Genomic DNA, 24,759 nt, shown 5'->3' with positions numbered 1-24,759 from the left:
GGACCCGTCGGGTCTCCGGCGAACACCGCTCCGGGGATGCCGGACGGCATGGCAGCCAGAGCGACGATGGGAGTGCCGGCGCCCTGCAGCGTCGCAACGTATCCGGCCGCGCCGGTGACGCCGAGCACGAGCGGGAGCAGCACGAGGGCGAGGCGCTTGGAGACGTCTTTGGCCTCGGCGGCGACGATCATGCATCGGGCGCACTCATCGAGGTGCAGCTCGAGGCGCTTGTGGTCACGAGTGCTGAGGTTGCCGCGCGAGTAGGCACCGAGATGTTCGATCGTCCACTGGCATTCGGAGCCTTCGTCGGCGCTGCGCAGATGGGCCTGGATCCAGGCCTCGCGGAGACCTTCGCGAGCGCGGAACGCCAGCTGCGACACCGCGCCGGATTTCATGCCCAGCAGGTGTCCGACTTCCTGCGGCTTCATCTGCTCGATCTCGGTGTACCAGAGCACCTCCTGCCAACGGGAGGGAAGGCTGCGGAAAGCCTGCGCGGTGAGGCTCCGATCGAGCGCCTCGTTCGCGGCCTGGTCGGTGGTGTCGGGGTCGGCGACGGCGTCGAGCTCGTCGATCGCGGTCTCCCGGCGGGCGCGACCCCATCCTGCGGCAGTGTTGCGGATGCTCGTGAAGAGGTAGGCGCGGAAGGAGCCGTTGGGACCGCCGCCCTTGAGGATCGCCTGGTAGATGCGGGTGTACGCCTCCTGGACCAGGTCGTCCGGGTCGATCGAGGAGGTGACCGAGCGAGCGACCGCGAGGCCGGACGGATAGTGGCGACGCCAGAGTTCGCCGAACGCGCCTGTGTCGCCCGAGCGGGCTCGCAGGATCAGGTCGGCGTCGCCGATCGGTTCGTCGTGAGTCGTGTTCTCTTCGTGCACAATCATCCATCTGTCGCGGGCGCGGGTACGTCTCTACAGGGTGAGATGCGTGAGGGCGCCGCTCATCACGCGACTTCATCATTCTCTCGCGAATCTCCCAGCTAAGCCACCCTTCCCTGCGGATTCTGAACAGATATACGGGATCCCGCCAGGCCGACCGGGAGCCTGCGGCCCGCGGGAGCACGGCGGCACGAACTTTTTTCCGAAGTCGCGTAATGAACCCGAGGGGTCGCCGTCTCATCCCATAGAGACAGCCGTACGAACTCCACCGGGGGGCGGAGTTCAGGTGCTGGTGTGAAGGACATGCACCGGTCGGGCGGGTCGGGATCCTCGGGGGAGGAGAGCCCGGCCCCCCAGCTCTGCACACGAGGAAGAGACCGCCGATCTGGGGACCGGCGGCCTCCCGCGTGGATCGGTCCTCGGACCGGGGTGGCTTTCCGAAGATTTTCGAGAAGTCGCGTAATGAATCGGTGGGGATGCCGTCTCATCCCATAGAGACAGCCGTACGAATTCCTCCGGGGGGCGGGATTCAGGCAGCGGTCGGTCGGGATCCTCGGGGGAGGAGAGCCCGGCCACCGGCTCTGAGAGGGGAACGGGGCCGTCGATCTGGGGACCGGCGGCCCCCCACCCGAACCTGAACGACCGGAGAGCGCAGGGTTGCGCGTCGCGCGATGCTCTGCTGCCTCTAGGCGTGCAGCCGTGGTCCTGACCACACTCGTGCGACGCGCAGCTCGGCATCCAGCAGTACGGCATCTCCGAGCATCCCGACCCGGAGCCCGCCGAGTTCGGTGGAGCGGCCGATCGCCCGCGCCGGCGTCTCGGTGAGGGCCCGCACGGCTTCAGCGACGTCCACGCCGGCGGCCACCGTGCGTCGCAGCGCGACATCCTGGGTGAGGGTCGACCCGGCGATCGAACCGGTGTCATCGGTTCGGGCGACGCCGTTCTCGACCGTGACGCTCACCGCTCCGAGGTCGTAGTGGCCGTCGGCGCTTCCGGCCGCGGCCATGGCGTCGGTGATGAGGGCCACTCGGCCGGGCGCGGAGTCGAACACGAGCTTGATGACGTGCGGGTCGAGGTGCACGTTGTCGGCGATCGCCTCCAGCACCACACGATGATCTGCGGCGGCGGCGAGCACCGGTCCGGGAGCACGATGGTGGATGCCGGGCATCGCATTGAACGCGTGGGTGAGGATCGACGCGCCGGCCTCGAATGCGGCGACCGCCATCGCCGCGTCGGCATCGGTGTGTCCCACGGCTGCCGCGGATCCGGCGACCACGATCTGCCGGATCGCGTCGAGTCCGCCCGGAAGCTCCGGCGCGATCGTCACCTGCCGGACCGTGCCGCGGCCCGCGTCGAGCAGACGCGCGACGTCGGCCGCAACCGGGTGGCGCAGAAGCGCGGGCTCGTGCGCGCCGTGGTGGCCCGGGTCGAGGAAGGGTCCTTCGAGGTGCGAACCGAGGATGTCCGCATCGGTCTCGGTCAGGTCGGCGATCGTGGCGACGTTGCGCGCGAGCGCGTCGATCGACGCCGTCACGAGCGACACGACCGCCCGGGTGGTGCCGTGCGCGCGATGCAGATCGCGCCCGGTGCGGATCGCCTCGACCCCGTCGTCGAACGATGCGCCGGCGCCACCGTGTCCGTGGATATCGATGAAACCCGGGGTGAGCAGGGCGCCGGGTCCGGCATCCGCCGCGGCATCGACGACCTCATCGGCGGGCGACCAGTCGGCGCCGGTGCCGCGAGCCGTGACGGTGCCGTTCTCGATGCGGACCCAGCCGTCTTCGGTGATCTCGCCGCGATCGACGATCCTGGCCGAATGGACGACCAGTGAACCGGTCGCGGAGGAGTGGGTGCTCAACGTTCGCTCCAGGGGATCTCGTCTGCGGGGTGGAAATCGACCCCCTCAGCCTTCCACAGCGGGGCGAGCGCTCCGACCCGCTCGCGGAAGGACTCCCACACCCGCTCGGGAGCGTGCTGCGGCGACCATGCCACCTCCGCCTGGGCGGCCACGCGGGGGAAGACCAGCTGCTCGACGTCGCCGAGTGTGCGCGTGGTCTCGGACCACAGCGGCGCTTCGACGCCGAGGATCGCGGCATCCGGCACGTCGAGGACCGCGGTCGGCTCCCACTCGTAGGCGGAGCGGACGTCGATGATCGCGGCCCAGGTGAGTCCCAGGGGGAAGTCCTCGGTGTACTTCATGTCGAGGTAGGTGACGTCGGCCGCGGACATGATCAGTGCGCCGCCGCGCTCGACGAAGTGCGCGGCCTCTTCCGCATGGGCGCCCTCCGGGGTCGTCTTGCCCCAGTACTGCCCGACCGTGCCCTCGGCGATGTTCGCCGCCGATCCCATCTCATGCCAGGCGACCGGTGTCTTGCCCGCGTCGACCACGATCGCGGTGGCGCGCTCGGCGAACAGGTCGAAGTCCGCCTGGGGCGTGCCGAGCGACTCGTCGCCGCCGATGTGGATGTACGGACCGGGTGTCATCTCGGCCAGCTCGCGTACGACGTCGCGCACGAAGTCGTACGTGCGCTCCTCGTGGATGCGCACGCTGGAGTGCCCGACGCCCCAGCCCAGGTAGCTCTCGCCGGCGACCGGCAGCGCCTGGCCGAGGCGTTCCGAATCCGCGATCAGGTTGTCGTTCATGACCGGCTCCTCGACGAGCTCCGGGTAGGCGACGCCGATCGCGTGCGTGTGACCGGGGAGGTCGATCTCGGGGATCACGATCATGTGCCGGGATGCGGCGTACGCGACGATCTCCCGGTAGTCGTCCTTCGTGTAGAAGCCGCCAGGGTCACCGTTCGCCGACGTGCCGGCCGACAGCTCCGTGAGCCGCGGCCAGGAGTCGATGTGCACACGCCACCCCTGGTCGTCGCTGAGGTGGAGGTGCAGATGGTTGAGTTTGAGTGCGCTCGTGCTGTCGATGAACTTCTTGACGTCGTCGACGCCGAAGAAGTGCCGGGCCACGTCGAGCATCACGCCGCGCCGGGCGAAGCGGGGGGAGTCGGCGATGTCGGCGCCGAGGAGCGCCCAGCCGGAGTCGTCCTGCCGGAGCAGTTGCAGCAGTGTCTGCACGCCGTAGAAGAGTCCGGCCTCGTCGGCTCCGACGACGACGGCCCGCTCACCGATCTCGAGCGTGTAGCCCTCCGGCGCCGACGAATTCGGGTCGACGAACAGCTCGATCTCGGCGGGGGCCTCGTCGGCGACGGAGAGGCGGATGCCGGTGCGGCGCTCCACCGCGTCGATCAGTTGGGCGGCGGCGGGGGAGGAGCCGAGCACGCGCGTCGTCGCGGTGACGGGCATCCGCCCTTCTCGTGCGGCGGCGGAGACGGGCACGGGCACGAGAGGAAGAGGATGAGGAAGGACCATGAACAAAACCTACCCGCCGCGGCCTCTCAACGGAACGGGGAATCGAATCGATTCTGTGGCGGGGTGTCGATGTCTCCGCGTCCGCCGCCTCGGGCATCCGCTATGCTCGTAACCGTCGCGACTGGCGTCTGGGTGGACTACCACCGGGGAGCGACTGACCACGGAATTCGACCGCGCGCCTGGGCCGATAGGAACACCCCTTTCGAATCCGTCGTCAAAGGAGCATGTCACCATGACCGACCGTTACTTCAACGCCCCGCTCGCCGAGGTCGACCCCGAGATCGCACAGGTCCTCGACCGTGAGCTGAAGCGTCAGCAGACCTTCCTCGAGATGATCGCCTCGGAGAACTTCGTTCCCGTCTCGATCCTGCAGTCGCAGGGTTCCGTGCTCACGAACAAGTACGCCGAGGGCTACCCCGGCCGCCGCTACTACGGTGGCTGCGAAGAGGTCGACGTCGCGGAGTCCCTCGCGATCGAGCGGGCGAAGAGCCTGTTCGGCGCCGAGTTCGCGAACGTGCAGCCGCACTCCGGCGCGTCGGCGAACGCCGCGGTCCTGCACGCGATCGCCCGCCCCGGCGACACCCTGCTCGGTCTGTCTCTCGACCAGGGCGGCCACCTCACGCACGGCATGAAGATCAACTTCTCCGGCCGGCTCTACGACATCGTCGCGTACGGTGTCGACCCCGAGACCTCGACCATCGACATGGCGGAGGTCCGCCGCCTCGCGATCGAGCACAAGCCCAAGGTCATCATCGCCGGCTGGTCGGCCTACCCGCGCACCATGGACTTCGCGGCCTTCCGCGAGATCGCCGATGAGGTCGGCGCGCTGCTCTGGGTGGACATGGCGCACTTCGCCGGTCTGGTCGCCGCGGGTCTGCACCCGAACCCGGTTCCGCACGCGCACGTCGTCTCCTCGACCGTGCACAAGACCATCGGTGGCCCGCGCTCGGGCTTCATCCTCACGAACGACGCCGAGCTCGCCAAGAAGATCAACACCGCGGTCTTCCCTGGCCAGCAGGGCGGACCGTTGATGCACGTGATCGCCGCCAAGGCGACTGCGTTCAAGCTCGCCGGCACCCCGGAATTCAAGGAGCGCCAGGAGCGCGTGCTGCGCGGAGCGAAGCTCATCGCCGAGCGCCTTTCGCAGCAGGACGTGAAGGATGCCGGCATCGCGGTGCGCTCGGGCGGCACCGACGTGCACCTGGTGCTGGTCGACCTGCGCGACGCCGAGATCGACGGCAAGCAGGCGGAAGACCTGCTGCACGACATCCACATCACCGTGAACCGCAACGCCGTTCCGAACGACCCGCGTCCGCCGATGGTGACCTCGGGTCTGCGCGTCGGCACGCCGGCGCTCGCGACCCGCGGCTTCGGTGACGCCGAGTTCACCGAGGTCGCCGACATCATCGCCCTCGCGCTGCTCCCGGGTGCGGATGTGGAGTCGCTGCGCGCCCGCGTCGACGCCCTGGCCGCCGCGTTCCCCCTCTACCCGGACCTGCAGCAGTGACGGCGAAGATCCTCGACGGGAAGGCAGCGTCGGCAGCGATCCGTGCCGAACTCACGGAACGCGTCGCGGCGCTGAAGGAGCGGGGCGTCACCCCGGGCATCGCGACGGTGCTCGTCGGTGCAGACCCGGCATCGCAGCTGTACGTGGGCATGAAGCATCGGCAGTCCGAGGCGATCGGGATGAACTCGATCCAGCGCGAGCTGCCGGCGGATGCGACCCAGGCCGAGGTCGAGGCGCTGATCGACGAGCTCAACGCCGACCCCGCGTGCCACGGCTACATCGTGCAGCTCCCGCTGCCGAAGCACCTCGACACCGACGCCATCCTGGAGCGGATCGATCCGGCGAAGGATGCCGACGGACTGCACCCGACCAACCTCGGCCGACTCGTGCTGAACGTCAACGGTCCGATCCACACGCCGCTGCCCTGCACGCCGCGCGGCGTGATCGAGCTGCTGCTGCGCAACGACTACGACCTCAAGGGCAAGCACGTGGTCGTGGTCGGGCGCGGCGTCACCATCGGCCGTTCCATCGGGCTGCTGCTCACCCGCCGCGACCTCAACGCGACGGTCACGCTGACGCACACCGGCACCGTCGACATGCCGCAGTACCTGCGTGAGGCGGACGTGATCGTGGCTGCGGCCGGCGTCAAGCACCTGATCCGCGCCGAGGACGTCAAGCCCGGTGCCGCCGTGCTCGACGTCGGCGTGACGCGCGAGACGCACCCGGAGACCGGCAAGAGCCTGGTCTTCGGTGACGTCGCCCCCGGCGTCGCGGATGTCGCTGGTTACATCTCGCCGAACCCCGGCGGTGTGGGGCCGATGACGGTCGCCCTGCTCATGACGAATGTCGTCGAGGCCGCCGAGCGGGTCGTGTAGCCGCCGGCCGCCGCAGATACGCACGATGTCGCAGGAATCCGTGAGATTCCTGCGACATCGTCGTTTGACTGCGAGGTGAGGCCGGTCAGCCGAGTTCGTCGAGCATCCGTCGCTGCTCGGGCGTGAGTCCGTCGTTGAGCTCGTCGCGGGCCGCGGTCGTCTCGGGGGACTCGGGTGCGGCCGTCGTGGAGGCCGTCGCGGGTGCGGACTTCGAGCGTCCGCCCTTCACCCGCGCCTGCACGGAGTCGTAGATCTCCGCGGCCTTGGCCCGCATCCGGTCGTCGATCTGGTCGTAGATCATCCAGCCGAACAGCAGGGCGAGCGGCGGCAGCACGAACGCCCAGAAACCCGAGGCGCGCACGCCGCTCAGCCACACCGTGAGCACCCAGACGATGAGCTCGACGAGGTAGACGAGCACGTACTGGACGATCTTCTCGCCGGTCTTCGTGCGTTCGGCGGCCGACTTCGCGGCGGACTTGCGGAAGGCACCGGCGATCAGCGGCTTCACGAAGAGTGCGGCGAGGGTCAGGATGACCGATGCCCACAGCGCATTGAACCCGACGGAGACGCCGGGCAGCAGCAGACCGATCAGGAGCAGCACCGCGACGTTGAACACGTAGAGCGCGGCGAACCGGACGATTCCGTTCTTCATGCGACCAGAATCCCATAGATCGCGGTGGCGTGGAGGGGGAGCAGCTTTCGCGCGCGGGTCAGCCCTGTGGGCGCAGCGTGCTCTCGATGCCGCTGATGCGGGCCTGCTCGTCGAACCGGAACGTCGCCGTGCCGGTGGTGTCCGACACGGACGCGCCCGAGAAGGCCTCGTCGGTCCAGGTCAGGGTCCAGCCGGCGAGTCGGGCGAGGTCCCAGACCGCGGTGCGGGCGTCGGGCAGGTCTGCTCCGGCGAGCACACGGGGGAGGGCGACGACCGCGTCGGCGACGGTGAGCGGTGCGAGCGGTGCGTCGAGCAGGAACACCGCGCGGGTGCCGTTGCCGACGGGCGCGGAGTAGTACGGGGAGCGTCCGGTCAGCTCGACGGCGACGCCGCCGATGGTGTGCGCCGCCTGCGCGATCCAGTCGTCGTCGCCCGCGCCCTCGGGGAACGGCACTTCCGAGTTCGTCAACTCCGCGATGCCGTGCTCGGCGCCGTATGCGTGCAGCTGAGCGGCGACGCCCTGCGGGTCCCCGTTGGGGTGCGCCCAGGCCCACAGCAGCGAACGGGGGCCCGGCGCGATCGTCGCGATCAGGTGCGCGCGGGCGACGAACTGCTTCGAGGGGTCGTCGTTCGCCGCGAAGGTGAGCGTGCCGGCCGCCATGTCCGCGTCCCAGCGGTGCTCACCGAGCGCGTCGGCGGCGGCGGAGAGGACGTCCTGTCGGAGTGCGACGAAGAGGGCGGCACGGTCGGCGAGGGGCTGGAGCGCGGCGAAGGTCATGCCGACAGTCTCGCCGGAAATGCTATGAATCCGCTAGCTCGCACACCGTTCGTGTGAGCGGCTCAGTAGCTGGCGCGCGCCGCCCCGTCCGCGGCGATGAATCGCGCCGCCAGCGCCTCGGATGCGCGGGCCAGCAGGGCGACATCCGCACCCACGGCCACGAAGTCCGCGCCCGCGGCGAGGTAGGCATCAGCGGCGGCGGGGTCGAACGCGTTCACGCCGACGGCCTTGCCCGCGGCCTTGACCGCCGCGAACACCTTCTCGACGGACGCCGTCACATCGGGATGCGTCTGCTGCCCGAGGAGCCCCATCGAAGCTGACAGGTCGGACGGTCCGACGAAGACGGCATCCACGCCGTCGACCGCGGCGATGTCGGCTGCGGCCTCGACCCCTGCGGCCGTCTCGATCTGCACGGTCAGCGAGACGTGCTGCGCGGACTCCTGCAGATACCGATCGACGCGGTTCCACCGGGCGCTGCGGGCCAGGGCGCTTCCCACTCCGCGTACGCCCTCCGGCGGGTAGCGGGTGGCGGCCACGGCGGCGCGGGCCTCATCGGCTGAGGAGACCATCGGGACGATCAGATTCTGTGCCCCGAGATCGAGGATCTGCTTGATCGCGACCGTGTCGTTCGACGGCACGCGCACGAGCGGGGCGATCGGATAGGCGGCGACGGCCTGCAGCTGCTGCAGCACGGAGTCGAGCGTGTTCGCCGAGTGCTCCATGTCGATCAGCAGCCAGTCGAGCCCGGACCCTGCAGCGACCTCCGCGAGAAGCGGGCTGCCGGAGCAGACCCACATGCCCACGAACGGGTGATCGGAGTCCGCGAGCTGTTCGCGGAAGGAGGGGTCTAGACGAAGCGGCATGCGATTGTTCCCATCGGTCCGTAATCGCACAGCACTTCATCGCCACGCGACACCCACATCGGGCGCGTGAACGATCCTGCCAGGATGATCTCGCCTGCTTCGAGACGCGCGCCGTGCTGATGGAACTTGTTCGCGAGCCAGGCCACGCCGGTGGCCGGATGGCCGAGCACTCCGGCGGCGACGCCGGTCTCCTCGATCTCGCCGTTGCGGGACAGGACGCCCGGTACCCAGCGCAGGTCGATCTCATCGGGGCGCTTGTGGACCGTGCCGAGCACCATCGCCCCGTACGCCGCGTTGTCGCTGATCGTGTCGACGATCGTCCGACCCTCCAGCTCGATGTGCGAGTTGAGCACCTCGAGGGCCGGCACGGCATAGTCGATCGCCGCGAGGGCGTCTTCGAGAGTGCAGTCGGGGCCTTCCAGTGGGCTCTTCAGCACGAAGGCCAACTCGACCTCGATGCGCACGTTCGAGAAGTGGCCCACCGGGATCTCGGCGCCGGACTCGTAGACCGTGTCGTCGAACATCACGCCGTAGTCCGGCTCGGTGATGCCCGTCGCCTGCTGCATCGCCTTGGACGTCAGCCCGATCTTGCGTCCGACGAGCCGACGACCCGCCGCGAGGTTCTGGTCGCGCCAGACCCCCTGGATCGCATACGAGTCCTCGACCGTCGCCTCCGGGTACCGTGCGGTGATGCGCGGGATCACGCTGTGCGTGCGATCGGCTTCGGCGAGCTCCGCCGCGATCGCCGAGATGGTCGCGTCTGACAGCATCGGTGCCTCCTAGAGCTGGTGGCCGAGCTTGTACTCGCCCTGCTTGTACTCGGGCATGTCCTTGTCGTCCTCGGCGCGGGTGTACGAGAAGCCGTCGGCGCCGATGGTCACCGCCATCTCGCTGGAGTCGGTGCGGGCGACGACCGGCTGCGGGTTGCCGTCGAGGTCGAGCACGAGCGAGGCATCCGTGTACCAGGACGGGACGACGGGGTTCCCCCACCAGTCGCGGCGCTGGTTGTCGTGCACGTCCCAGGTGACGACCGGGTTGTCGGGGTCGCCCGTGTAGTAGTCCTGCGTGTACACCTCGACGCGGTGTCCGTCGGGGTCGCGCAGGTACAGGTAGAACGCGTTCGAGACGCCGTGGCGGCCGGGGCCGCGCTCGATCGCATCGGAGCGGCGGAGCGCGCCGAGCTTGTCGCAGATCGCGAGGATGTTGTGCTTCTCGTGCGTCGCGAAGCACACGTGGTGCATGCGGGGCCCGTCGCCGCCGGTCATGGCGGTGTCGTGCACGGTGGGCTTGCGGCGCATCCACGCGGCGTACACGGTGCCCTCCTCGTCCTGGATGTCTTCCGTGACCCGGAATCCGAGGTCCTGCATGAAGCCGACCGCGCGCGGCACGTCGGGGGTGACCTGGTTGAAGTGGTCGAGACGCACCAGTTCGCCCGGGATATGGAGGTCATAGCGCCACGACATCCGCTCGACGTGCTCGGTGGCGTAGAAGAACTCGTACGGGAAGCCGAGCGGGTCGACCACGCGCACGGAGTCGCCGATGCCCTTGACGAAGCCGTTCTCGTTCCGACGCACGTCGCAGCCGAGCTCCGTGTAGAACTCGACGGCGCGGTCGAGGTCTTCGGGCGTGCGGACCCGGTACGAGAAGGCGGCGACAGCGGCGATCGGTCCCTTGCGCAGCACGAGGTTGTGATGGATGAACTCCTCGGTCGAGCGCAGGTAGAGCGCCTCGTCGTCTTCTGCTGTCACGTAGAGACCCAGCACGTCGACGTAGAACTGACGGGAGGCCGCGAGGTCGGTGACCACGAGCTCCATGTACGCGCAGCGGAGGATGTCCGGCGGCGTGCTCTTCGGTGTCGCCACGGGGTTCTCCGAGTGGATCGGCGCCTCCTGGGAGACGTAGAAGCCGGAGGAGGTCAGGGTCATGTCTTCGCGGTGTGTCATGTCAGCGTCCTTGCGTGATCGGGCAGACGGGTTTCAGTTCTTGCCGAAGGTCGGGTTGTGGGCACCGCCGAGCGTGATGTGCACGCTCTGCTGGTCGGTGTAGAAGTCGATCGAGCGGTAGCCGCCCTCATGACCGAGGCCCGAGGCCTTCACGCCTCCGAACGGGGTGCGCAGGTCGCGCACGTTGTTGCTGTTCAGCCACACCATGCCGGCCTCGACCGACTGCGCGAAGTTGTGTGCGCGCTTGAGGTCGTTGGTCCAGATGTAGGCGGCGAGCCCGTACTTGGTGTTGTTCGCGAGGGACAGCGCCTCCTCGTCGGAGTCGAACGGCGTGATCGCGACGACCGGGCCGAAGATCTCCTCCTGGAAGATCCGGGCGTCGGGGGAGACATCGGCGAACACGGTCGGCGCGACGAAGTTGCCCTCGTCGAAGCCCTCGGGGCGACCGCCGCCGGCGACCAGACGTCCTTCCGTCTTGCCGATCTCGACGTAGCTCATCACCTTCTCGTAGTGCTCGGGGTGCACGAGCGCGCCGACCTCGGTGGCCGGATCGTGCGGGTAGCCGACCTTGACGCGCTTCGCCTGCGCCGCGTAGCGCTCGACGAACTCCTCGTAGATCGAACGCTCGACGAGGATGCGCGATCCGGCCGTGCAGCGCTCGCCGTTGAGGGAGAAGACGCCGAAGATCGTGGCATCGACCGCGGCTTCGAGATCGGCATCGGCGAAGACGACGGCGGGGGACTTGCCGCCGAGCTCCATCGACAGGCCCTTGAGGAAGGGCGCGGCGTTGCCGAAGATCAGCTGGCCGGTCGAACTCTCGCCCGTGAAGGAGATGAGCGGCACGTCGGGGTGCTTCACGAGAGCGTCGCCCGCGTCTTCGCCGAGGCCGTTCACGAGGTTGAAGACACCCTGGGGGAGACCTGCCTCTTCGAAGATGCCGGCCCAGAGCGAGGCCGAGAGCGGCGTGAATTCGGCGGGCTTGAGCACGACCGTGTTGCCGGTCGCCAGTGCGGGGCCGAGCTTCCAGGACTCGAGCATGAAGGGGGTGTTCCACGGCGTGATGAGGCCGGCGACGCCGATCGGCTTGCGGTTGACGTAGTTCATCTGGCGCCCGGGCACCTTGAAGGCGTCGTCGGACTGCGCGACGATCAGGTCGGCGAAGAAGCGGAAGTTCTCCGCGGCGCGGCGGGCCTGACCGAGCGCCTGCGTGATCGGAAGACCGGAGTCGTACGACTCGAGCTCAGCGAGGCGCGCGTCGCGGGACTCGACGAGGTCGGCGATGCGGTGCAGCACGCGCGAGCGCTCGCGGGGGAGCATCCGCGGCCAGGGTCCTTCATCGAAGGCGCGCTTGGCGGCGGCGACGGCGAGATCGATGTCGGCCTTCTTGCCGGCGGCGGCCGTCGTGTAGGTCTGGTTGGTGACCGGGTCGAGCACGTCGAAGGTGTCGCCGTCGACGGAATCGACGAACGCGCCGTCTATGTAGTGCTGGATGTGGTCGGGGAGGTCGGCGGGGATGCGCGAATCGGTCATGAGTGTTCTCCGGTCGTCTGGGCGGAACGGGTGTGCAGGGCGTCGAGGAACGCGTCCATCGTGCGCCAGCGGTGGTTGCGGGCGGCGAGTTCGATCTCGAGCGGGTCGGCGCCCGCGCGGATGAGCTCGAGGATCTGGGTGTGCTCCTCGACCGAGTGCTGGGCGCGTCCGGGGACTGACGCGAAGGTCGTGTCGCGGATGCCGGAGAGCCGAGACCAGCCGCGGTGCACCAGGTCGAGCAGATGAGGGTTGGGGCACGGCTCGAACAGCACCGAGTGGAACTGGCGGTTGAGCTCGGTGAAGGCGTGGGCGTCGAGGTGGTCGAGCATCTGCGCCATCCGCTCGTTGATGCGGGCGGCCTCTTCGAGGGCCGACTCGTCGAGCAGGGGAGCGGAGAGCGCGGTGGCGCACCCCTCGACCAGGCCGAGCGTCTGCATCGTGTGGGCGTATTCGCTCTCGTCGACGAGTGTCACCCGCGCTCCGACATTGCGCTCGAACGTGACGAGCCCCTCGGCTTCGAGGCGGCGGATCGCCTCGCGCACGGGGACGACGCTCATCTTGAGGTCTTCGGCGATCGAGCCCAGCACCAACCGGTAGCCGGGGCTGAACATGTGTCCCGTGATGCGCGAGCGGATCCACTCGTACGCGACCTCGGACTTGCTGGCCGTCGTCATCGTCATCGGGAGCTCCGGTGGGCCGTGGCTTCCTCGTAGCGGGCGCGCCACTCGGCGTTGAGCGGGAACAGTCCGTCGACCGGGTGGCCGGCGGCGACCTGCTCGGCGATCCAGGCGTCTTCGACCTCTTGCGCGACCGCGTCGGCCGCGACCTCGGCCGCCAGGGACGGCGGGATGACGATCACGCCGTCGCTGTCACCGACGATGATGTCGCCCGGCTGCACGGTCGCACCGCCGCAGGAGATGGTGACATCCACGTCCCACGGCACGTGCTTGCGGCCGAGGACTGAGGGGTGCGCGCCCTGCGAGAACACGGGGAGTCCGATCTCGGCGACCGCGTCGAAGTCGCGGACCCCGCCGTCGGTCACGACGCCGGCGGCACCGCGGGCCTTCGCGCGCAGGGCGAGGATGTCGCCCAGTGTGCCGGTGGTGGCATCGCCGCGGGCCTCGATCACGATGATCTCGCCGTCCCCCACAGCATCGAACGCCCGCTTCTGGGCGTTGTACCCGCCGCCGTGGGCCTTGAACAGGTCTTCGCGGAACGGCACGAACCGCAGGGTCTTCGCGGTGCCGACGATCTTGCTGCCGGGGATGTTCACCGACACCCCGTCGATGAAGCAGGAGTGGTGTCCGCGCTTGCGGAGCTGGGCGGAGAGCCCCGCCGTCGGAGCTTCGAGGAGCAGGGCGCGCAGCTCGGGGGAGAGGCGTGAAGGGTCAGGAATCGCCGCGGCGGCAGGGGGGAGCGCGGCATTCTGCGACCCCTCACCGGTGGGGGGCGCGAGCCCGGCAGCCTCGGCCGAGCCCCACGCCTCGGTGCGCTGCAGGTCGTCGACGGCGGGAAGTGAGCCGAGGTCGCCGTCGAACGGGACATCGCCCTGGGTCACGGTGGTGACCAGGCGGCCGGAGGTCGGTGCGCCGGGAGCATCGGGAGCATCCACCTCGACCTCGACGACGTCGCCGGGGACGATGACCGAGGATCCCGCGGGGGTGCCCGTGAGGATGACGTCGCCCGGCTCGAGCGTGAAGTGCTGGGAGAGGTCGGCCACGAGCTGCGCGAGCGGGAAGATGAGCCCAGCCGTGGTGTCGTCCTGGCGGAGTTCGCCGTTGACCCAGGAGCGCACGCGGAGGGCGGCGGGGTCGACGGTGCGGGCATCGATCAGCTCGGGGCCGAGAGGGGTGTAGCCGTCGCCGCCCTTGGAGCGGACGTTCGAGCCCTTGTCGTTCGCGCGGAGGTCGTACAGTCCGAGATCGTTCGACGCGGTGACCCACCCCACGTGCGCCCAGGCGTCGTCGAGCGAGACGCGGCGGGCTGCCGTGCCGATCACGAGGGCGATCTCTCCCTCGAAGGCGAGCAGCTCGGTGCCGGCGGGGCGTTCGACCGAACCGCCCGAGACGCCGACGGAGCTGGCCGGCTTGAAGAAATAGGAGGGGGAAGCGGGACGCCGGCCGCGCTGGTCGGCGCGCGAGGCATAGCTCAGGTGGATCGCGATGATCTTGCCGGGGCGGTCGATGGTATCCGTCACGGGGCGCCTCCTCGCGCTCGTCTGCGTTGTCGTGCAGGACGCCTTGTGCGTCGTATTCGAAATCATATATCATCGGTTCACCCCTCGGCAAGCACTCCGGATCCGCATCCGCTGCACGCCGTGACAATGCGGTCACAACCAAAGGAGACACCCCATGAGCGGGCAGTCACAGGATGGGTTCACACCCACCGGAACCATCGCGACAGCGGCCGATCGGCGCCGCGTCGTCTTCGCCACGGTCGTCGGCACCACCGTCGAGTGGTACGACTTCTTCATCTACGCGACGGCGGTCGGACTCGTGTTCGGCCAGCTGTTCTTCGAGCCGCTCGGCGCGGACAGCGCGCTCATCGCCTTCGCCACCGTCGGCGTGAGCTTCCTCTTCCGGCCGCTCGGCGCGTTCCTCGCCGGACACTACGGCGACAAGCTCGGACGCAAGACCGTGCTCATGTGGACGCTGATCCTGATGGGTGCGGCGACCGCCCTCATCGGCCTGCTCCCGACATACGAGACGATCGGCATCATGGCGCCGATCCTGCTGGTGCTCCTGCGCATCATCCAGGGCATCTCGGCCGGTGGCGAGTGGGGTGGCGCTGTGCTGATGGCGGTCGAGCACGCTCCGCGCAAGAAGCGCGGCATCTTCGGGGCTTCGCCGCAGATCGGCGTTCCCCTCGGCCTGCTGCTCGCCTCCGGCGTGATGGCGCTGATGACCGTGATCGCCCCCGGCGACCAGTTCGCGATCTGGGGGTGGCGCGTGCCGTTTCTCCTCAGCGTGGTGCTGATCCTCGTCGGCTACTACGTGCGTCGCAAGGTCGAGGAGAGCCCGGTCTTCACCGAGCTCGCCGCGCGCAAGGAGAAGGCGCGGATGCCGATCGCGCAGCTGTTCCGCAAGCACCTGCTGCTCGTGATCATCGCGGCGCTCGTGTTCGCCGGCAACAATGCGGTCGGCTACATGACCACCGGCGGGTACATCCAGGGCTACGCCACGAACCCCGAGGGGGCGATCGGCCTCGAGCGCGGTCCGGTGCTCTGGGCCGTCGCGGGCTCCGCCGTCACGTGGCTGCTCACGACGCTCCTGGCCGGCTGGCTGTCCGACCGCATCGGGCGCCGAACGACGTACGTCATCGGCTGGGTGCTGCAGCTGGTCGGCGTATTCACGCTGTTCCCCCTCGTGAACACCGGTGAGATCGGACTCCTGTTCGCCGGTCTCGCGATCCTGACGATCGGTCTCGGCTTCACCTACGGCCCGCAGGCGGCGCTCTACGCCGAGCTGTTCCCCGCGAGCATCCGGTTCTCGGGCGTCTCGATCTCCTACGCGATCGGTGCCATCGCGGGTGGGGCCTTCGCGCCGACCATCGCCACGGCCATCGTGAGTGCCACGGGCTCGACCGACGCTGTCACCTGGTACCTCGCCGGGATGACGCTGATCGGCCTGGTCGCCACGCTCCTGCTGCGCGACCGCTCCGGTATCCCGCTCGGTCCGGACCATGAAGAGGAGCAGTCCGTCAGCCCGATCTACGGGCTCGCGAAGGCCTGAGCGGCCTGTTCGCGGAATCCGATCGAGAGCGTGCGTCCCCGGTGGGCGCACGCTCTCGTCGTTCCGCCCTCGCCCTCGCCTCGACCGGGTCGTCAGCCGTCGAGGGCCTCACGGATGACGGCGGCCGAGCGGTGCAGTCGTGCGGCGATCTGGGCGTCGTCGAGATCCGTCGCCACATGCACCACGGCGATCGCGGCCAGGCGCTGACTCCGCAGGACCAGCGGCACGGCAACGGATTGCACGGTGGGGATGACCTCGTCATGGCTGGTGGCGTAACCGCGGAGCTTCGTCGCCTCCACGTCCGCGGGCAATGACGCGGGCGCTTCGGCGGGCCATTCGGTGCTCGGCAATTGAGCGAGAATCGCTTTGCCCGGGGCGCCGACGGTGATCGGATGCCGGGCGCCGGGGCGCTGGGCGACGCTCGCGACGGCATGCCGCGGTTCGACGCTGGCCAGCGTGATGCACTCGGCCCCGTCGAGGACGGCGAGGAAGCACGTCATCCCGAGCTCGTTGGCGATAGCGGTGAGTTCGGGGAGTGCTTCGGCCTGCAGATCGTGCGCGACGCCGGCCGCGAGTGCCGCCATCCGCGCGCCGAGGCTCACCGCCCCGGCCGCGTCCCGCGTGACGAGGCCGTGGTCCTCGAGCGTGCGCAGCAGGCGGTAGGCGATCGAGCGATGCACGCCGAGACGGGTCGCGATCTCGTCGATCGTGAGGGGGCCGCGGGCGTCGGCGAGGACTTCGAGGATGCGGATGCCGCGGCTCAGCGTCTGCGATGCGGGGGAGGTGCTCGGGGTCTCGGGCATGCGTGCGCTCCCTTGCGGTCACCGGCGCGGCGGTTTAGGCTGTGTTCAATAGTAGAACAGTGTGTTCGAATATAGAACACACATCCCCCGAGCGCAAGACCCGAAGCGCAGGACCGACGAAGAAGTCCGGAAGGAATCGACGACGATGCAGTTCCACCACCACGGCTACGTCTCCGCAGACCCGCGCGTGCAGGACGCCGCCGGCGTCGGGCTCGACCGGCCGACCGACCTCCCCGATGAGATCGACGTGCTGATCGTCGGCTCCGGACCTGCCGGGATGCTCCTCGCCGCCCAGATGTCGCAGTACCCCGGCATCTCCACCCGCATCATCGAGAAGCGCGACGGCCGCCTCCCGTTGGGACAGGCCGACGGGATCCAGCCGCGCAGTGTCGAGACCTTCCAGGCGTTCGGATTCGCCGAGCGGATCATCGCCGAGGCCTACAACATCGGCTGGATGAACTTCTGGGGCCCGAACCCCGACAAGCGCGACGAGATCGTCCGCACCTCGCGCACGGCCGACTACGCGTACGACATCTGCGAGTTCCCGCACCTGATCGTGAACCAGGCGCGCGTGCTGGACTACTTCGCCGAGGCGGCCGCGAACGGCCCCGGCCGCATCGCCCCCGACTACGGAGTCGAGTTCGTGGGGCTCACCGTGCACGAGGAAGGCGAGTACCCGGTCGAGGTCCGCATCCGCTACGTCGTGGGGGAGCGCGCAGGGGAGGAGCGGACGATCCGCACCAAGTTCGTCGCCGGGTGCGACGGCGCCCGCAGCGGCGTGCGCCAGGCGATCGGGCGCACGCACGTCGGTGCCTCGGCCGCGCACGCATGGGGCGTGATGGACGTGCTCGTCAACACCGACTTCCCGGACTGGCGGACCAAGTGCGCCATCAACTCCGAGGCCGGCAACATCCTGCACATCCCGAGGGAGGGCGGCTATCTCTCTCGCATGTACATCGACCTGGGCGAAGTCGCCGCCGATGACGACCACCGGGTGCGGCAGACGCCGATCGAGGAGATCATCCGCCGCGCCAACGAGATCCTCCACCCCTACACCCTCGATGTGCGTGAGGTCGCCTGGCACAGCGTCTACGAGGTCGGCCACCGCGTCACCGACGGGTTCGACGACGTGATCGACGAGTCGGGACGCACGCCGCGCGTCTTCCTCACCGGCGACGCCTGCCACACGCACAGCGCCAAGGCGGGCCAGGGCATGAACGTCTCGATGCAGGACGGCTTCAACCTCGGCTGGAAGCTCGGCTCGGTGCTCACGGGGCGCGCCCCGGAGGCGCTCCTGGCGACGTACGGCGCGGAACGACGTCCGGTGGCGCAGCAGCTCATCGACTTCGACCGCGAGTGGTCGAGCCTGATGGCGCGCAAGCCCGAGGAGATCTCCGACCCCGGCGACCTCGCGACCTACTACCTCGCGACGGCCGAGTTCCCGTCGGGCTTCATGACGCAGTACACCTCGTCGATGATCACCGGCACCGACGCCCACCAGGCGCTCGCCGTCGGCTACCCCCTCGGCAAGCGCTTCAAGTCGGCCGAGGTCATGCGCGTGGGCGACGGCAACGTCACCCACCTCGGACACCACGCGAAGGCGGACGGCCGCTGGCGCGTGTACGCCTTCGGCGACCGCACCGGCGAGGCGCTCGCCGCCTGGGCCGCCGAGGTCGCCCCGTTGTTCGCGCGCTTCACTCCCGCGGATGCCGACGTCGACGCCGTGTTCGACGTGAAGGCCGTGTACCAGCAGCCCTTCGAGGAGGTGGAGGTCACCTCGGCGCCGGACCTGTTCCAGCCGAAGACCGGTCCGCTCGGCCTCACCGACTGGGAGAAGGTCTATGCGGCGGGTCCCAGCAAGTGGACCGAGACCGACATCTTCGCGGCGCGAGAGCTCTCGCGCGACGGCGTGGTGGTCGTCGTGCGACCCGACCAGTACGTAGCGGCGATCCTGCCGCTGGACGCGGTGGACGAGCTCGCCGGGTTCCTCGACGGGGCGCTGCTCCCGGCCCGCTGAATCTCCTCGGCATGACACGTGTCATGCCGAGGAGATGACACCTCCCTCCGGCGTCGTCATGCTCCTGCCGCGAGGCTGGAGACATGAACAACTCCTCCGTGGACGGGTCGGCGACGCAGGTCACCGCGCGTCCGGCATCCGAAGCCTCGAACCATGATCCGGTCGTACTCGAGCTGAACGGCGTCACACGCCACTTCGGCTCGGGCGACCGCCGCGTGCAGGCCGTCGGCGGGGTCGACCTGTCGATCCGCCGCGGCGAGGTCGTCGCGCTGCTCGGACCGAACGGCGCGGGCAAGACGACGACTCTCGACATGCTCCTCGGGCTCACGCAGCCCAGCAGCGGCAGCGTCCGGGTGCTCGGCGTCACGCCGGAGCAGGCGACCTCGAGCGGAGCGATCGGCGCGGTGCTGCAGACCGGCGGCCTTCTGGGCGACCTGACCGTGGGCGAGACCGTGCGCCTCATCGCCTCGCTGTACGGAACGGAAGCGGCCGCGCGGGTGCCTGAGGTCATGGCCCGCGCCGACCTCGAGCACCTCGCCCGCCGCCGCGTCTCCAAGTGCTCGGGGGGAGAGCAGCAGAGGGTGAAGTTCGCGCTCGCGATGGTGTCCGACCCCGACATCCTCGTGCTCGACGAGCCGACGGCCGGGATGGACGTCACCGCCCGGCGACACTTCTGGGACGTGATGCGGGCCGATGCGGATGCCGGACGCACGATCATCTTCGCCACCCACTACCTGGAGGAGGCGGAGCAGTTCGCCCGGCGGACCGTCATGATGCACCGCGGTGCGGTCGTCGCGGATGCGCCCACCGCTCTGCTGCGAGCGAGCCTGGGGGAGCGGAGCGTCTCCGCGACGGTCGGAGAGGGGGGAGCGGCGCTCGTCGCGACGCTGAGCGCGACCGATGGCGTGGTCGACGTGCGGCTCGACGGAGATCGTCTCAGCGTGCGGGCCGCGGACTCCGACGCCGCCGCCCGCATCCTGCTCGACCACGGCGCTCACGACCTGGAGATCGCCGCACCCACCCTCGAAACCGCCTTCACGGCTCTGACGGAGAACTGACATGCTCGTCTCACCCACCATGCTGCGCATCGAAGGCGTCCGCCAGCTGCGCAACCCGTACACGCTCGCGTTCACCCTGGCGATGCCGGTCGCGATGTATCTGCTGTTCGGAGCCGGGATGGGCTTCGGCTCGCTCTCGGCCGGGCACGGCAACGTCTCGTTCTACGTGATGACCTCGATGGCCGCGTACGGCACGGCGGTCGCGATGAGCTCTCTGACCTCGCTCGCCGCGACCGAGGCGAAGCAGGGCTGGGGGCGCCAACTCGCCATGACGCCGCTGACGACCGCGGGCTATGCGCTGACGAAACTGCTCACCTCCGTCGCCTTCGCGGCGCTGGCACTGGTGGCGGTCTTCGCCGCAGGCATGATGACCGGCGCGGAGGTCGAAGACGGCTGGCGCTGGGTGGCGACCGCGGGCATCATCCTCGGGATCGGCCTGATCTACGGCCTCTTCGGGCTCGGTGTCGGCCTGTTCTTCAGCTCCGACTCGGCCGCGGCGCTCGCCTCGATCTCGATGACGTTCTTCGCGTTCTTCGGCAACGTCTTCATGCCCCTCGACGGGGTGATGCTCGACATCGCCCGGTTCACCCCTCTCTACGGCTTCGTGGCCCTGAGCCGCTGGCCGTTGACCGACGGCACCCTCACCACCGGACAGACGGATGAGCTGTGGATGCTGTTCCTGAACGTCGCCGTGTGGCTCGCACTGTTCGTGCTGCTGGTCACCATGGGCATGAAGCGCTCCCGGGCACGGCAGTAGGACTCCGTGCGCATCGGGCGACGACAGTAGGTTGGACGGATGACGCAGCACTCGAAGCGGGCCTCCTCGGAAGTATCCGAGGAGGCCCGGCGGTTCGCCGCCCTGGGAGCCCCGCCGGCCGCGTGGGCAACTCCGGGAGCGCGCCCCCCACGCGGACCGGTGGGAAAGGACCCCTGGGCCCGGTTCGGCTGGCTGATGGCCGTGATCTGGCTGGTCTTCCTCGTGTACCCGGTGATCGCACTGCTGCGCTCGGAGGCGCCGCTCGCGTGGATCGTCGTCGGCTGGATCGCGCTGGTCACGTTCGTCGTGCTGTACGTCACCGGCTTCATACACGGCATGCGCGGCGGTGGAGGACTGGGGCGACCACCGTCGACGCGGCAGTGGGTCACCTTCGCGATCCTCATCGTCTGCGCGCTGGTCTCCGTGCCGGCGGAGGGCGGATCGGCGCTCAGCTTCCTGCCGTTCGTCATGTCGTTCGCCTCGTACGGCCTGACGCGCGTCTGGCACTGGATCACGACGATCGCCGCCATGACGGTCGCGGCGCTGTGCGTCTTCCTCCTCCCCGGAGGCCTCAGCTACCTGTCGGTGCTGGCGATCATCGGCCTGCTCGGCGTGGTCAACACGGTGACGACCTGGCTCATCATCCGCTCCGCCGAGGCCGAACAACTCGGGCTCGAGCTGGCCACGAGTGAGGGTCGCGAAGCCGTCGCCCGCGACGTGCACGACCTGATCGGCCACTCGCTGACGGTCGTCGGTCTGAAGGCGCAGCTCGTGCGACGGCTCATGGACTCCGATCCGGAGCGCGCCAAGGCCGAGCTCGCCGACATCGAGCGACTGACTGCGGAGGCGATCGCCGGGGTGCGGTCGTCGGTTGCCGGTGCACGGGCCACGACGCTCGTCGAACAGCTCGCGTCGTCGCGGGACTCTCTCCGCGCGGCCGACATCGATCTGCGCGTCGACGGGGAGCCTGCTGCTCTGTCACCGGTGCAGGCGATCACCGCGAGTTGGATCCTGCGCGAGGCGACGACCAATGCGCTGCGTCATTCCGAGGCCCACACCGTGCGAGTGCTGCTGGCGCCGGGGCGACTGGTCGTCGAAGACGACGGGGTCGGCATGAAGGACGGCGCGAGTGACGACTCGGGCAACGGGATCCGCGGCATGCGCGAACGCGCGGCGGAGGCGGGTGCGGGTTTCATGATCGCTGCGGCGCGTGAAGCCGAGGGCTCAGGGACCCGGGTGGAGGTGACCTGGTGACGGCCGCCGGGGAGGCCGGCGGCATCCGGCTGCTGATCGCCGACGACCAGGCGCTGGTGCGTGGCGCGTTGGGGGCGCTGCTCGATCTGGAGCCGGATCTCACCGTGATCGGCATGGCTTCCGATGGTGCAGAGGCGCTACGGCTCGCGGAGGAGCTGCGACCGGACGTGTGCCTGATGGACATCCAGATGCCGGGCATGGACGGTGTGGAGGCCACGCGCCGCATCCGCGAGGCGAGTCCGGAGACGCGCATCCTGGTCGTGACCACCTTCGCGCGCCCCGGCTACCTGCGGTCGGCGCTGGATGCCGGAGCCAGCGGATTCATCGTGAAGGACACTCCCGCCGAGCAGCTGGCGGAGGCGGTTCGTCGGGTGCATTCCGGGTTGCGCGTGCTGGATCCGGTGCTCGCCGCAGACAGCCTGTTCGACGGCGCGAACCCGCTGAGCGACCGCGAGCGTCAGGTGCTGCGCCTGGCCGCCGACGGGCGGTCGGCTGCGGCCATCGCGGCGGAGGTGTTCCTGTCGGCCGGCACCGTGCGGAACCATCTCTCCGCGGCGATCGGCAAGACGGGTGCGGGGAACCGGGCGCAGGCCGTGCGGATCGCCCTCGACAAGGGGTGGATCTGACGCTCAGCCGTCTGCAGCGGATCCCGCCTGCGCGCGCTGTGCCGCGGCCTGCTTCTGCCGTGCGAGCCAGGTGTGCCCGGCGATCGCGGCCCTGACCTCGGCGGAGTAGTCCCTTCCCTCGTCCGGGTGACGTAAGAGGTTCCTCCGGTGGAAGGGAGACGCCGCCCGATGCGGCCCACTGCGGTCGATGCGCCGGGCGAGGTCGGTGAGGCTGTCGCGGCCGGCTTCGCGGTACTCCTGGCGCTCGGCCTCATCCAGGCGGATCAGGCACGAGTCGTCGGCCATCGAGGAGATCGTGTACCGGGAGTCGAGGTACAGGTCGCCGTGCTGTTCGACCAGGAACCACAGGCTCGGCTCGTGATCGACGTAGCGCATCGCATCGCGCGCCTCGGCGATGCGCGCGGCGTCGCCCCACTCCTCGACGGGAGGGATGGCTTCGAGGGGCCGTCGCATCGCGGCATCCAGCGGGTGGTACCCGAAGGTCGGGGAGGAATCGCGATACAGGGTGAGGCAGGCGACCCGGCCGCACGCGGTGCACGTGACCTGGCTCTCGACCCGCTCCATCAGGGCGGAGGCGTGCAGCAGCCGGAGGTCGGCGAGGCTCACGGCTCCGCTGGACTCCTTGAGGACTCCTGCTTCGACCCCCGCCACGAGAGCGTCGACCGTGCCGTCCAGATCGAAGGACCCGTCGCCGGTGCGCACGATCAGTTCGCGGCACACCGGGCAGTCCTCGTCGGCCGGGCGGCACGTCTCCTTCGGATCGTCCAGGGTGAACGCCACCCGGCGCAGGTCGCCGGCTCGACGGCCCCCGTGCTTCACGAACTCCGGGCGCAGATACGCTGCCTCGAGGACGAAGTAGCGGTCCCCGTCGGCGAACCTCCAGGGGACGTCGAACATCGCCTTGAAGTCGGCGAAGGTCGCATCGTCGTCGATGCCCGGGATCCATTCCGCGGCGTCGAGGCCACGCGGAGCGAACGGCGTCGGCGTGAGATGCAGGATCACGGCGATCACCGCGTCGTCGTGCAGCACGATCTCTCCGCCCGACTCGAACCGCAGATGCTGTGAGAGCACGGCGGGTTCACCGATCCGGCGCTCCGTCGTCTCCACGGGTTCGGTGCCCAAGGCATCGATCAGGCGACGCACGGGGGCGTCGTCACGTGCCAGGCAGAGGGCGTCGAGAATCAGGGGCATCCGGTCATGCTCTCGGCGTCGCCTCACCCGACCAGTATCGGTCACCGACCGCTCTGGTGCGACGTCGGCGGCCCCGCGTACCGTGGACGCCGACGGGCGACGGCGCCCGACAGGAGGAGCACGTGATGGATTGGAAGATCGAACTCATCTTCGTCCCGGTCTCGGATGTCGACCGGTCGAAGGCCTTCTACGAGAAGATCGGTTTCCACGCCGACCACGACCAGACGCCCGTGGAGGGGCTGCGGTTCGTGCAGATGACTCCACCGGGTTCGGCCTGCTCGATCGCCTTCGGCACCGGCCTCGGCGTCGATCTCGAGCCGGGGCAGCAGAACACGATCCAGGTCGTGGTGCCCGACGCCGACGAGGCGCTGGCGCATCTGCAGGGCCTCGGCGTCGACGCACGAGGCGTCGAGGACATGGACTGGGGGCGGTTCGTTTCTTTCGACGACCCCGACGGCAACAGCTGGACGCTGCAGGAGCTGCCTGACTACGGCGCCCAGGCCTAGGCGGTGGTGGTCGCCGGCGTCGACGTGGTGTCGGCGACCACCTCGACCTTGAAGCCCGCGGCATTCTCGAGCCAGCCCGCGTAGTGCTGCTCGCCGCCGGCGTGCGGGTAACGCTCGGAATAGAGCGGGTGCCAGCCGTGCGCCGGGGCCTCGGACATGAGCGCATCCACGGAAGCGGGGTCGCCACCGTGGAACGCCAGATGGTTGAGCCCGGCGCGCCGGCGGTCGTGCGCGCCATCCGACAGATTCGGAGAGGTCGTGAAGGTGAGGTAGGTCCCGCCCGCAGCCCAGGATTCGCCGTCGGCCCACTCGCTGTCGAGGGTGAAGCCCAGACGATCGAGGATCCAGCGCCATTCCGTGCGCACGGCATCGAGGTCGGCGACCCACAGTTCGACGTGATGGAGACCCGGCATCATCCGAGTCTGCC

General features: G+C 69.3%; 23 protein-coding genes and 1 riboswitch. Of the genes, 9 read left to right on the top strand and 14 right to left on the bottom strand.

What is annotated here, in order from left to right; genetic code table 11:
• From GZ67_RS0102005 to GZ67_RS0101995, 3 genes are all read right to left on the bottom strand, one after another.
• Positions 1-875 (bottom strand): sigma-70 family RNA polymerase sigma factor (locus GZ67_RS0102005; RefSeq protein ID WP_197024968.1); only part of this gene is annotated, 875 nt, incomplete at its 3' end.
• A gap of 685 nt (positions 876-1,560) precedes the next feature.
• A complete protein-coding gene (locus tag GZ67_RS0102000) occupies positions 1,561-2,733 on the bottom strand; it encodes an N-acetylglucosamine-6-phosphate deacetylase (RefSeq protein WP_029262325.1) in 1,173 nt (390 codons plus the stop codon).
• Positions 2,730-4,241, bottom strand: a complete 1,512-nt coding sequence (locus tag GZ67_RS0101995; protein ID WP_029273739.1) for a family 20 glycosylhydrolase — start codon at positions 4,239-4,241, stop codon at positions 2,730-2,732. Before GZ67_RS0101995 ends, GZ67_RS0102000 begins: the two co-directional genes overlap by 4 nt.
• A gap of 107 nt (positions 4,242-4,348) precedes the next feature.
• Positions 4,349-4,433, top strand: a riboswitch (ZMP/ZTP riboswitch).
• 40 nt (positions 4,434-4,473) lie between these two features.
• Here GZ67_RS0101995 and glyA point away from each other — a divergent pair.
• Together glyA and GZ67_RS0101985 are read left to right on the top strand one after the other, a co-directional pair.
• Complete coding sequence (gene glyA, locus GZ67_RS0101990; RefSeq protein WP_029262328.1) at positions 4,474-5,748, top strand: serine hydroxymethyltransferase; 1,275 nt, start codon at positions 4,474-4,476, stop codon at positions 5,746-5,748.
• Complete coding sequence (locus GZ67_RS0101985; protein WP_029262329.1) at positions 5,745-6,623, top strand: bifunctional methylenetetrahydrofolate dehydrogenase/methenyltetrahydrofolate cyclohydrolase; 879 nt, start codon at positions 5,745-5,747, stop codon at positions 6,621-6,623. Before glyA ends, GZ67_RS0101985 begins: the two co-directional genes overlap by 4 nt.
• Before the next feature lie 85 nt (positions 6,624-6,708).
• Here GZ67_RS0101985 and GZ67_RS0101980 read toward each other — a convergent pair whose 3' ends face one another.
• From GZ67_RS0101980 to GZ67_RS0101945, 8 genes are all read right to left on the bottom strand, one after another.
• Entirely contained in the window at positions 6,709-7,275 is a 567-nt protein-coding gene (locus GZ67_RS0101980) for a hypothetical protein (RefSeq protein ID WP_029262330.1), read from the bottom strand.
• Between the two features lie 58 nt (positions 7,276-7,333).
• The gene (locus tag GZ67_RS0101975) at positions 7,334-8,053 is read right to left on the bottom strand and encodes a DUF6882 domain-containing protein (protein ID WP_029262331.1); all 720 of its coding nucleotides are present in this window, start codon (positions 8,051-8,053) and stop codon (positions 7,334-7,336) included.
• 62 nt (positions 8,054-8,115) lie between these two features.
• Positions 8,116-8,916 (bottom strand): HpcH/HpaI aldolase family protein, encoded by an 801-nt coding sequence (locus GZ67_RS0101970; RefSeq protein WP_029262332.1) that lies wholly within the window; start codon positions 8,914-8,916, stop codon positions 8,116-8,118.
• On the bottom strand, positions 8,901-9,686 hold the full coding sequence (locus tag GZ67_RS0101965) for a fumarylacetoacetate hydrolase family protein (protein WP_029262333.1): 786 nt from the start codon (positions 9,684-9,686) through the stop codon (positions 8,901-8,903). The genes GZ67_RS0101970 and GZ67_RS0101965 overlap by 16 nt, the downstream gene beginning before the upstream one ends.
• 9 nt (positions 9,687-9,695) lie before the next feature.
• Positions 9,696-10,859 carry a 3,4-dihydroxyphenylacetate 2,3-dioxygenase gene (gene hpaD / locus GZ67_RS0101960; protein WP_029262334.1) on the bottom strand — a complete coding sequence of 388 codons (1,164 nt, stop codon included), beginning with the start codon at positions 10,857-10,859 and terminating at the stop codon, positions 9,696-9,698.
• Positions 10,860-10,892: 33 nt separating this feature from the next.
• The gene (gene hpaE, locus GZ67_RS0101955) at positions 10,893-12,389 is read right to left on the bottom strand and encodes a 5-carboxymethyl-2-hydroxymuconate semialdehyde dehydrogenase (protein WP_029262335.1); all 1,497 of its coding nucleotides are present in this window, start codon (positions 12,387-12,389) and stop codon (positions 10,893-10,895) included.
• Positions 12,386-13,069, bottom strand: a complete 684-nt coding sequence (locus GZ67_RS0101950; RefSeq protein WP_029262336.1) for a GntR family transcriptional regulator — start codon at positions 13,067-13,069, stop codon at positions 12,386-12,388. Before GZ67_RS0101950 ends, hpaE begins: the two co-directional genes overlap by 4 nt.
• Positions 13,066-14,586 (bottom strand): fumarylacetoacetate hydrolase family protein, encoded by a 1,521-nt coding sequence (locus tag GZ67_RS0101945; RefSeq protein ID WP_029262337.1) that lies wholly within the window; start codon positions 14,584-14,586, stop codon positions 13,066-13,068. The genes GZ67_RS0101950 and GZ67_RS0101945 overlap by 4 nt, the downstream gene beginning before the upstream one ends.
• 154 nt (positions 14,587-14,740) lie before the next feature.
• On the opposite strand from GZ67_RS0101945, the gene GZ67_RS0101940 reads away from it, so the two are divergent.
• Entirely contained in the window at positions 14,741-16,120 is a 1,380-nt protein-coding gene (locus GZ67_RS0101940) for an MFS transporter (RefSeq protein ID WP_029262338.1), read from the top strand.
• A gap of 92 nt (positions 16,121-16,212) precedes the next feature.
• Here the strand turns inward: GZ67_RS0101940 and GZ67_RS0101935 are convergent, their stop codons facing one another.
• Positions 16,213-16,923 carry an IclR family transcriptional regulator gene (locus GZ67_RS0101935; RefSeq protein ID WP_029262339.1) on the bottom strand — a complete coding sequence of 237 codons (711 nt, stop codon included), beginning with the start codon at positions 16,921-16,923 and terminating at the stop codon, positions 16,213-16,215.
• 145 nt (positions 16,924-17,068) lie between these two features.
• On the opposite strand from GZ67_RS0101935, the gene GZ67_RS0101930 reads away from it, so the two are divergent.
• From GZ67_RS0101930 to GZ67_RS0101910, 5 genes are all read left to right on the top strand, one after another.
• Positions 17,069-18,940: an FAD-dependent monooxygenase gene (locus GZ67_RS0101930; RefSeq protein ID WP_029262340.1), complete on the top strand. Its 1,872-nt coding sequence runs from the start codon at positions 17,069-17,071 to the stop codon at positions 18,938-18,940.
• A gap of 83 nt (positions 18,941-19,023) precedes the next feature.
• On the top strand, positions 19,024-19,998 hold the full coding sequence (locus GZ67_RS0101925) for an ABC transporter ATP-binding protein (protein ID WP_029262341.1): 975 nt from the start codon (positions 19,024-19,026) through the stop codon (positions 19,996-19,998).
• A gap of 1 nt (position 19,999) precedes the next feature.
• Entirely contained in the window at positions 20,000-20,755 is a 756-nt protein-coding gene (locus tag GZ67_RS0101920; RefSeq protein WP_029262342.1) for an ABC transporter permease, read from the top strand.
• Positions 20,756-20,914: 159 nt separating this feature from the next.
• Complete coding sequence (locus tag GZ67_RS0101915) at positions 20,915-22,009, top strand: sensor histidine kinase (RefSeq protein ID WP_231481670.1); 1,095 nt, start codon at positions 20,915-20,917, stop codon at positions 22,007-22,009.
• Complete coding sequence (locus GZ67_RS0101910) at positions 22,006-22,635, top strand: response regulator transcription factor (RefSeq protein WP_029262344.1); 630 nt, start codon at positions 22,006-22,008, stop codon at positions 22,633-22,635. Before GZ67_RS0101915 ends, GZ67_RS0101910 begins: the two co-directional genes overlap by 4 nt.
• Positions 22,636-22,638: 3 nt before the next feature.
• On the opposite strand, the gene GZ67_RS0101905 is transcribed toward GZ67_RS0101910, so the two are convergent.
• The gene (locus GZ67_RS0101905) at positions 22,639-23,826 is read right to left on the bottom strand and encodes a hypothetical protein (RefSeq protein ID WP_029262345.1); all 1,188 of its coding nucleotides are present in this window, start codon (positions 23,824-23,826) and stop codon (positions 22,639-22,641) included.
• A gap of 125 nt (positions 23,827-23,951) precedes the next feature.
• Between GZ67_RS0101905 and GZ67_RS0101900 the strand changes: the two genes are divergently transcribed.
• A complete protein-coding gene (locus GZ67_RS0101900; RefSeq protein ID WP_029262346.1) occupies positions 23,952-24,332 on the top strand; it encodes a VOC family protein in 381 nt (126 codons plus the stop codon).
• On the opposite strand, the gene GZ67_RS0101895 is transcribed toward GZ67_RS0101900, so the two are convergent.
• Complete coding sequence (locus tag GZ67_RS0101895) at positions 24,329-24,745, bottom strand: VOC family protein (protein ID WP_029262347.1); 417 nt, start codon at positions 24,743-24,745, stop codon at positions 24,329-24,331. The two genes, GZ67_RS0101900 and GZ67_RS0101895, sit on opposite strands and share 4 nt — an antisense overlap.
• Positions 24,746-24,759: the final 14 nt, after the last annotated feature.

It is taken from the genome of Microbacterium sp. Cr-K20 (genome assembly GCF_000708325.1).
GTDB lineage: Bacteria > Actinomycetota > Actinomycetes > Actinomycetales > Microbacteriaceae > Microbacterium.
This window is presented reverse-complemented; position numbering and strand designations above follow the sequence as displayed.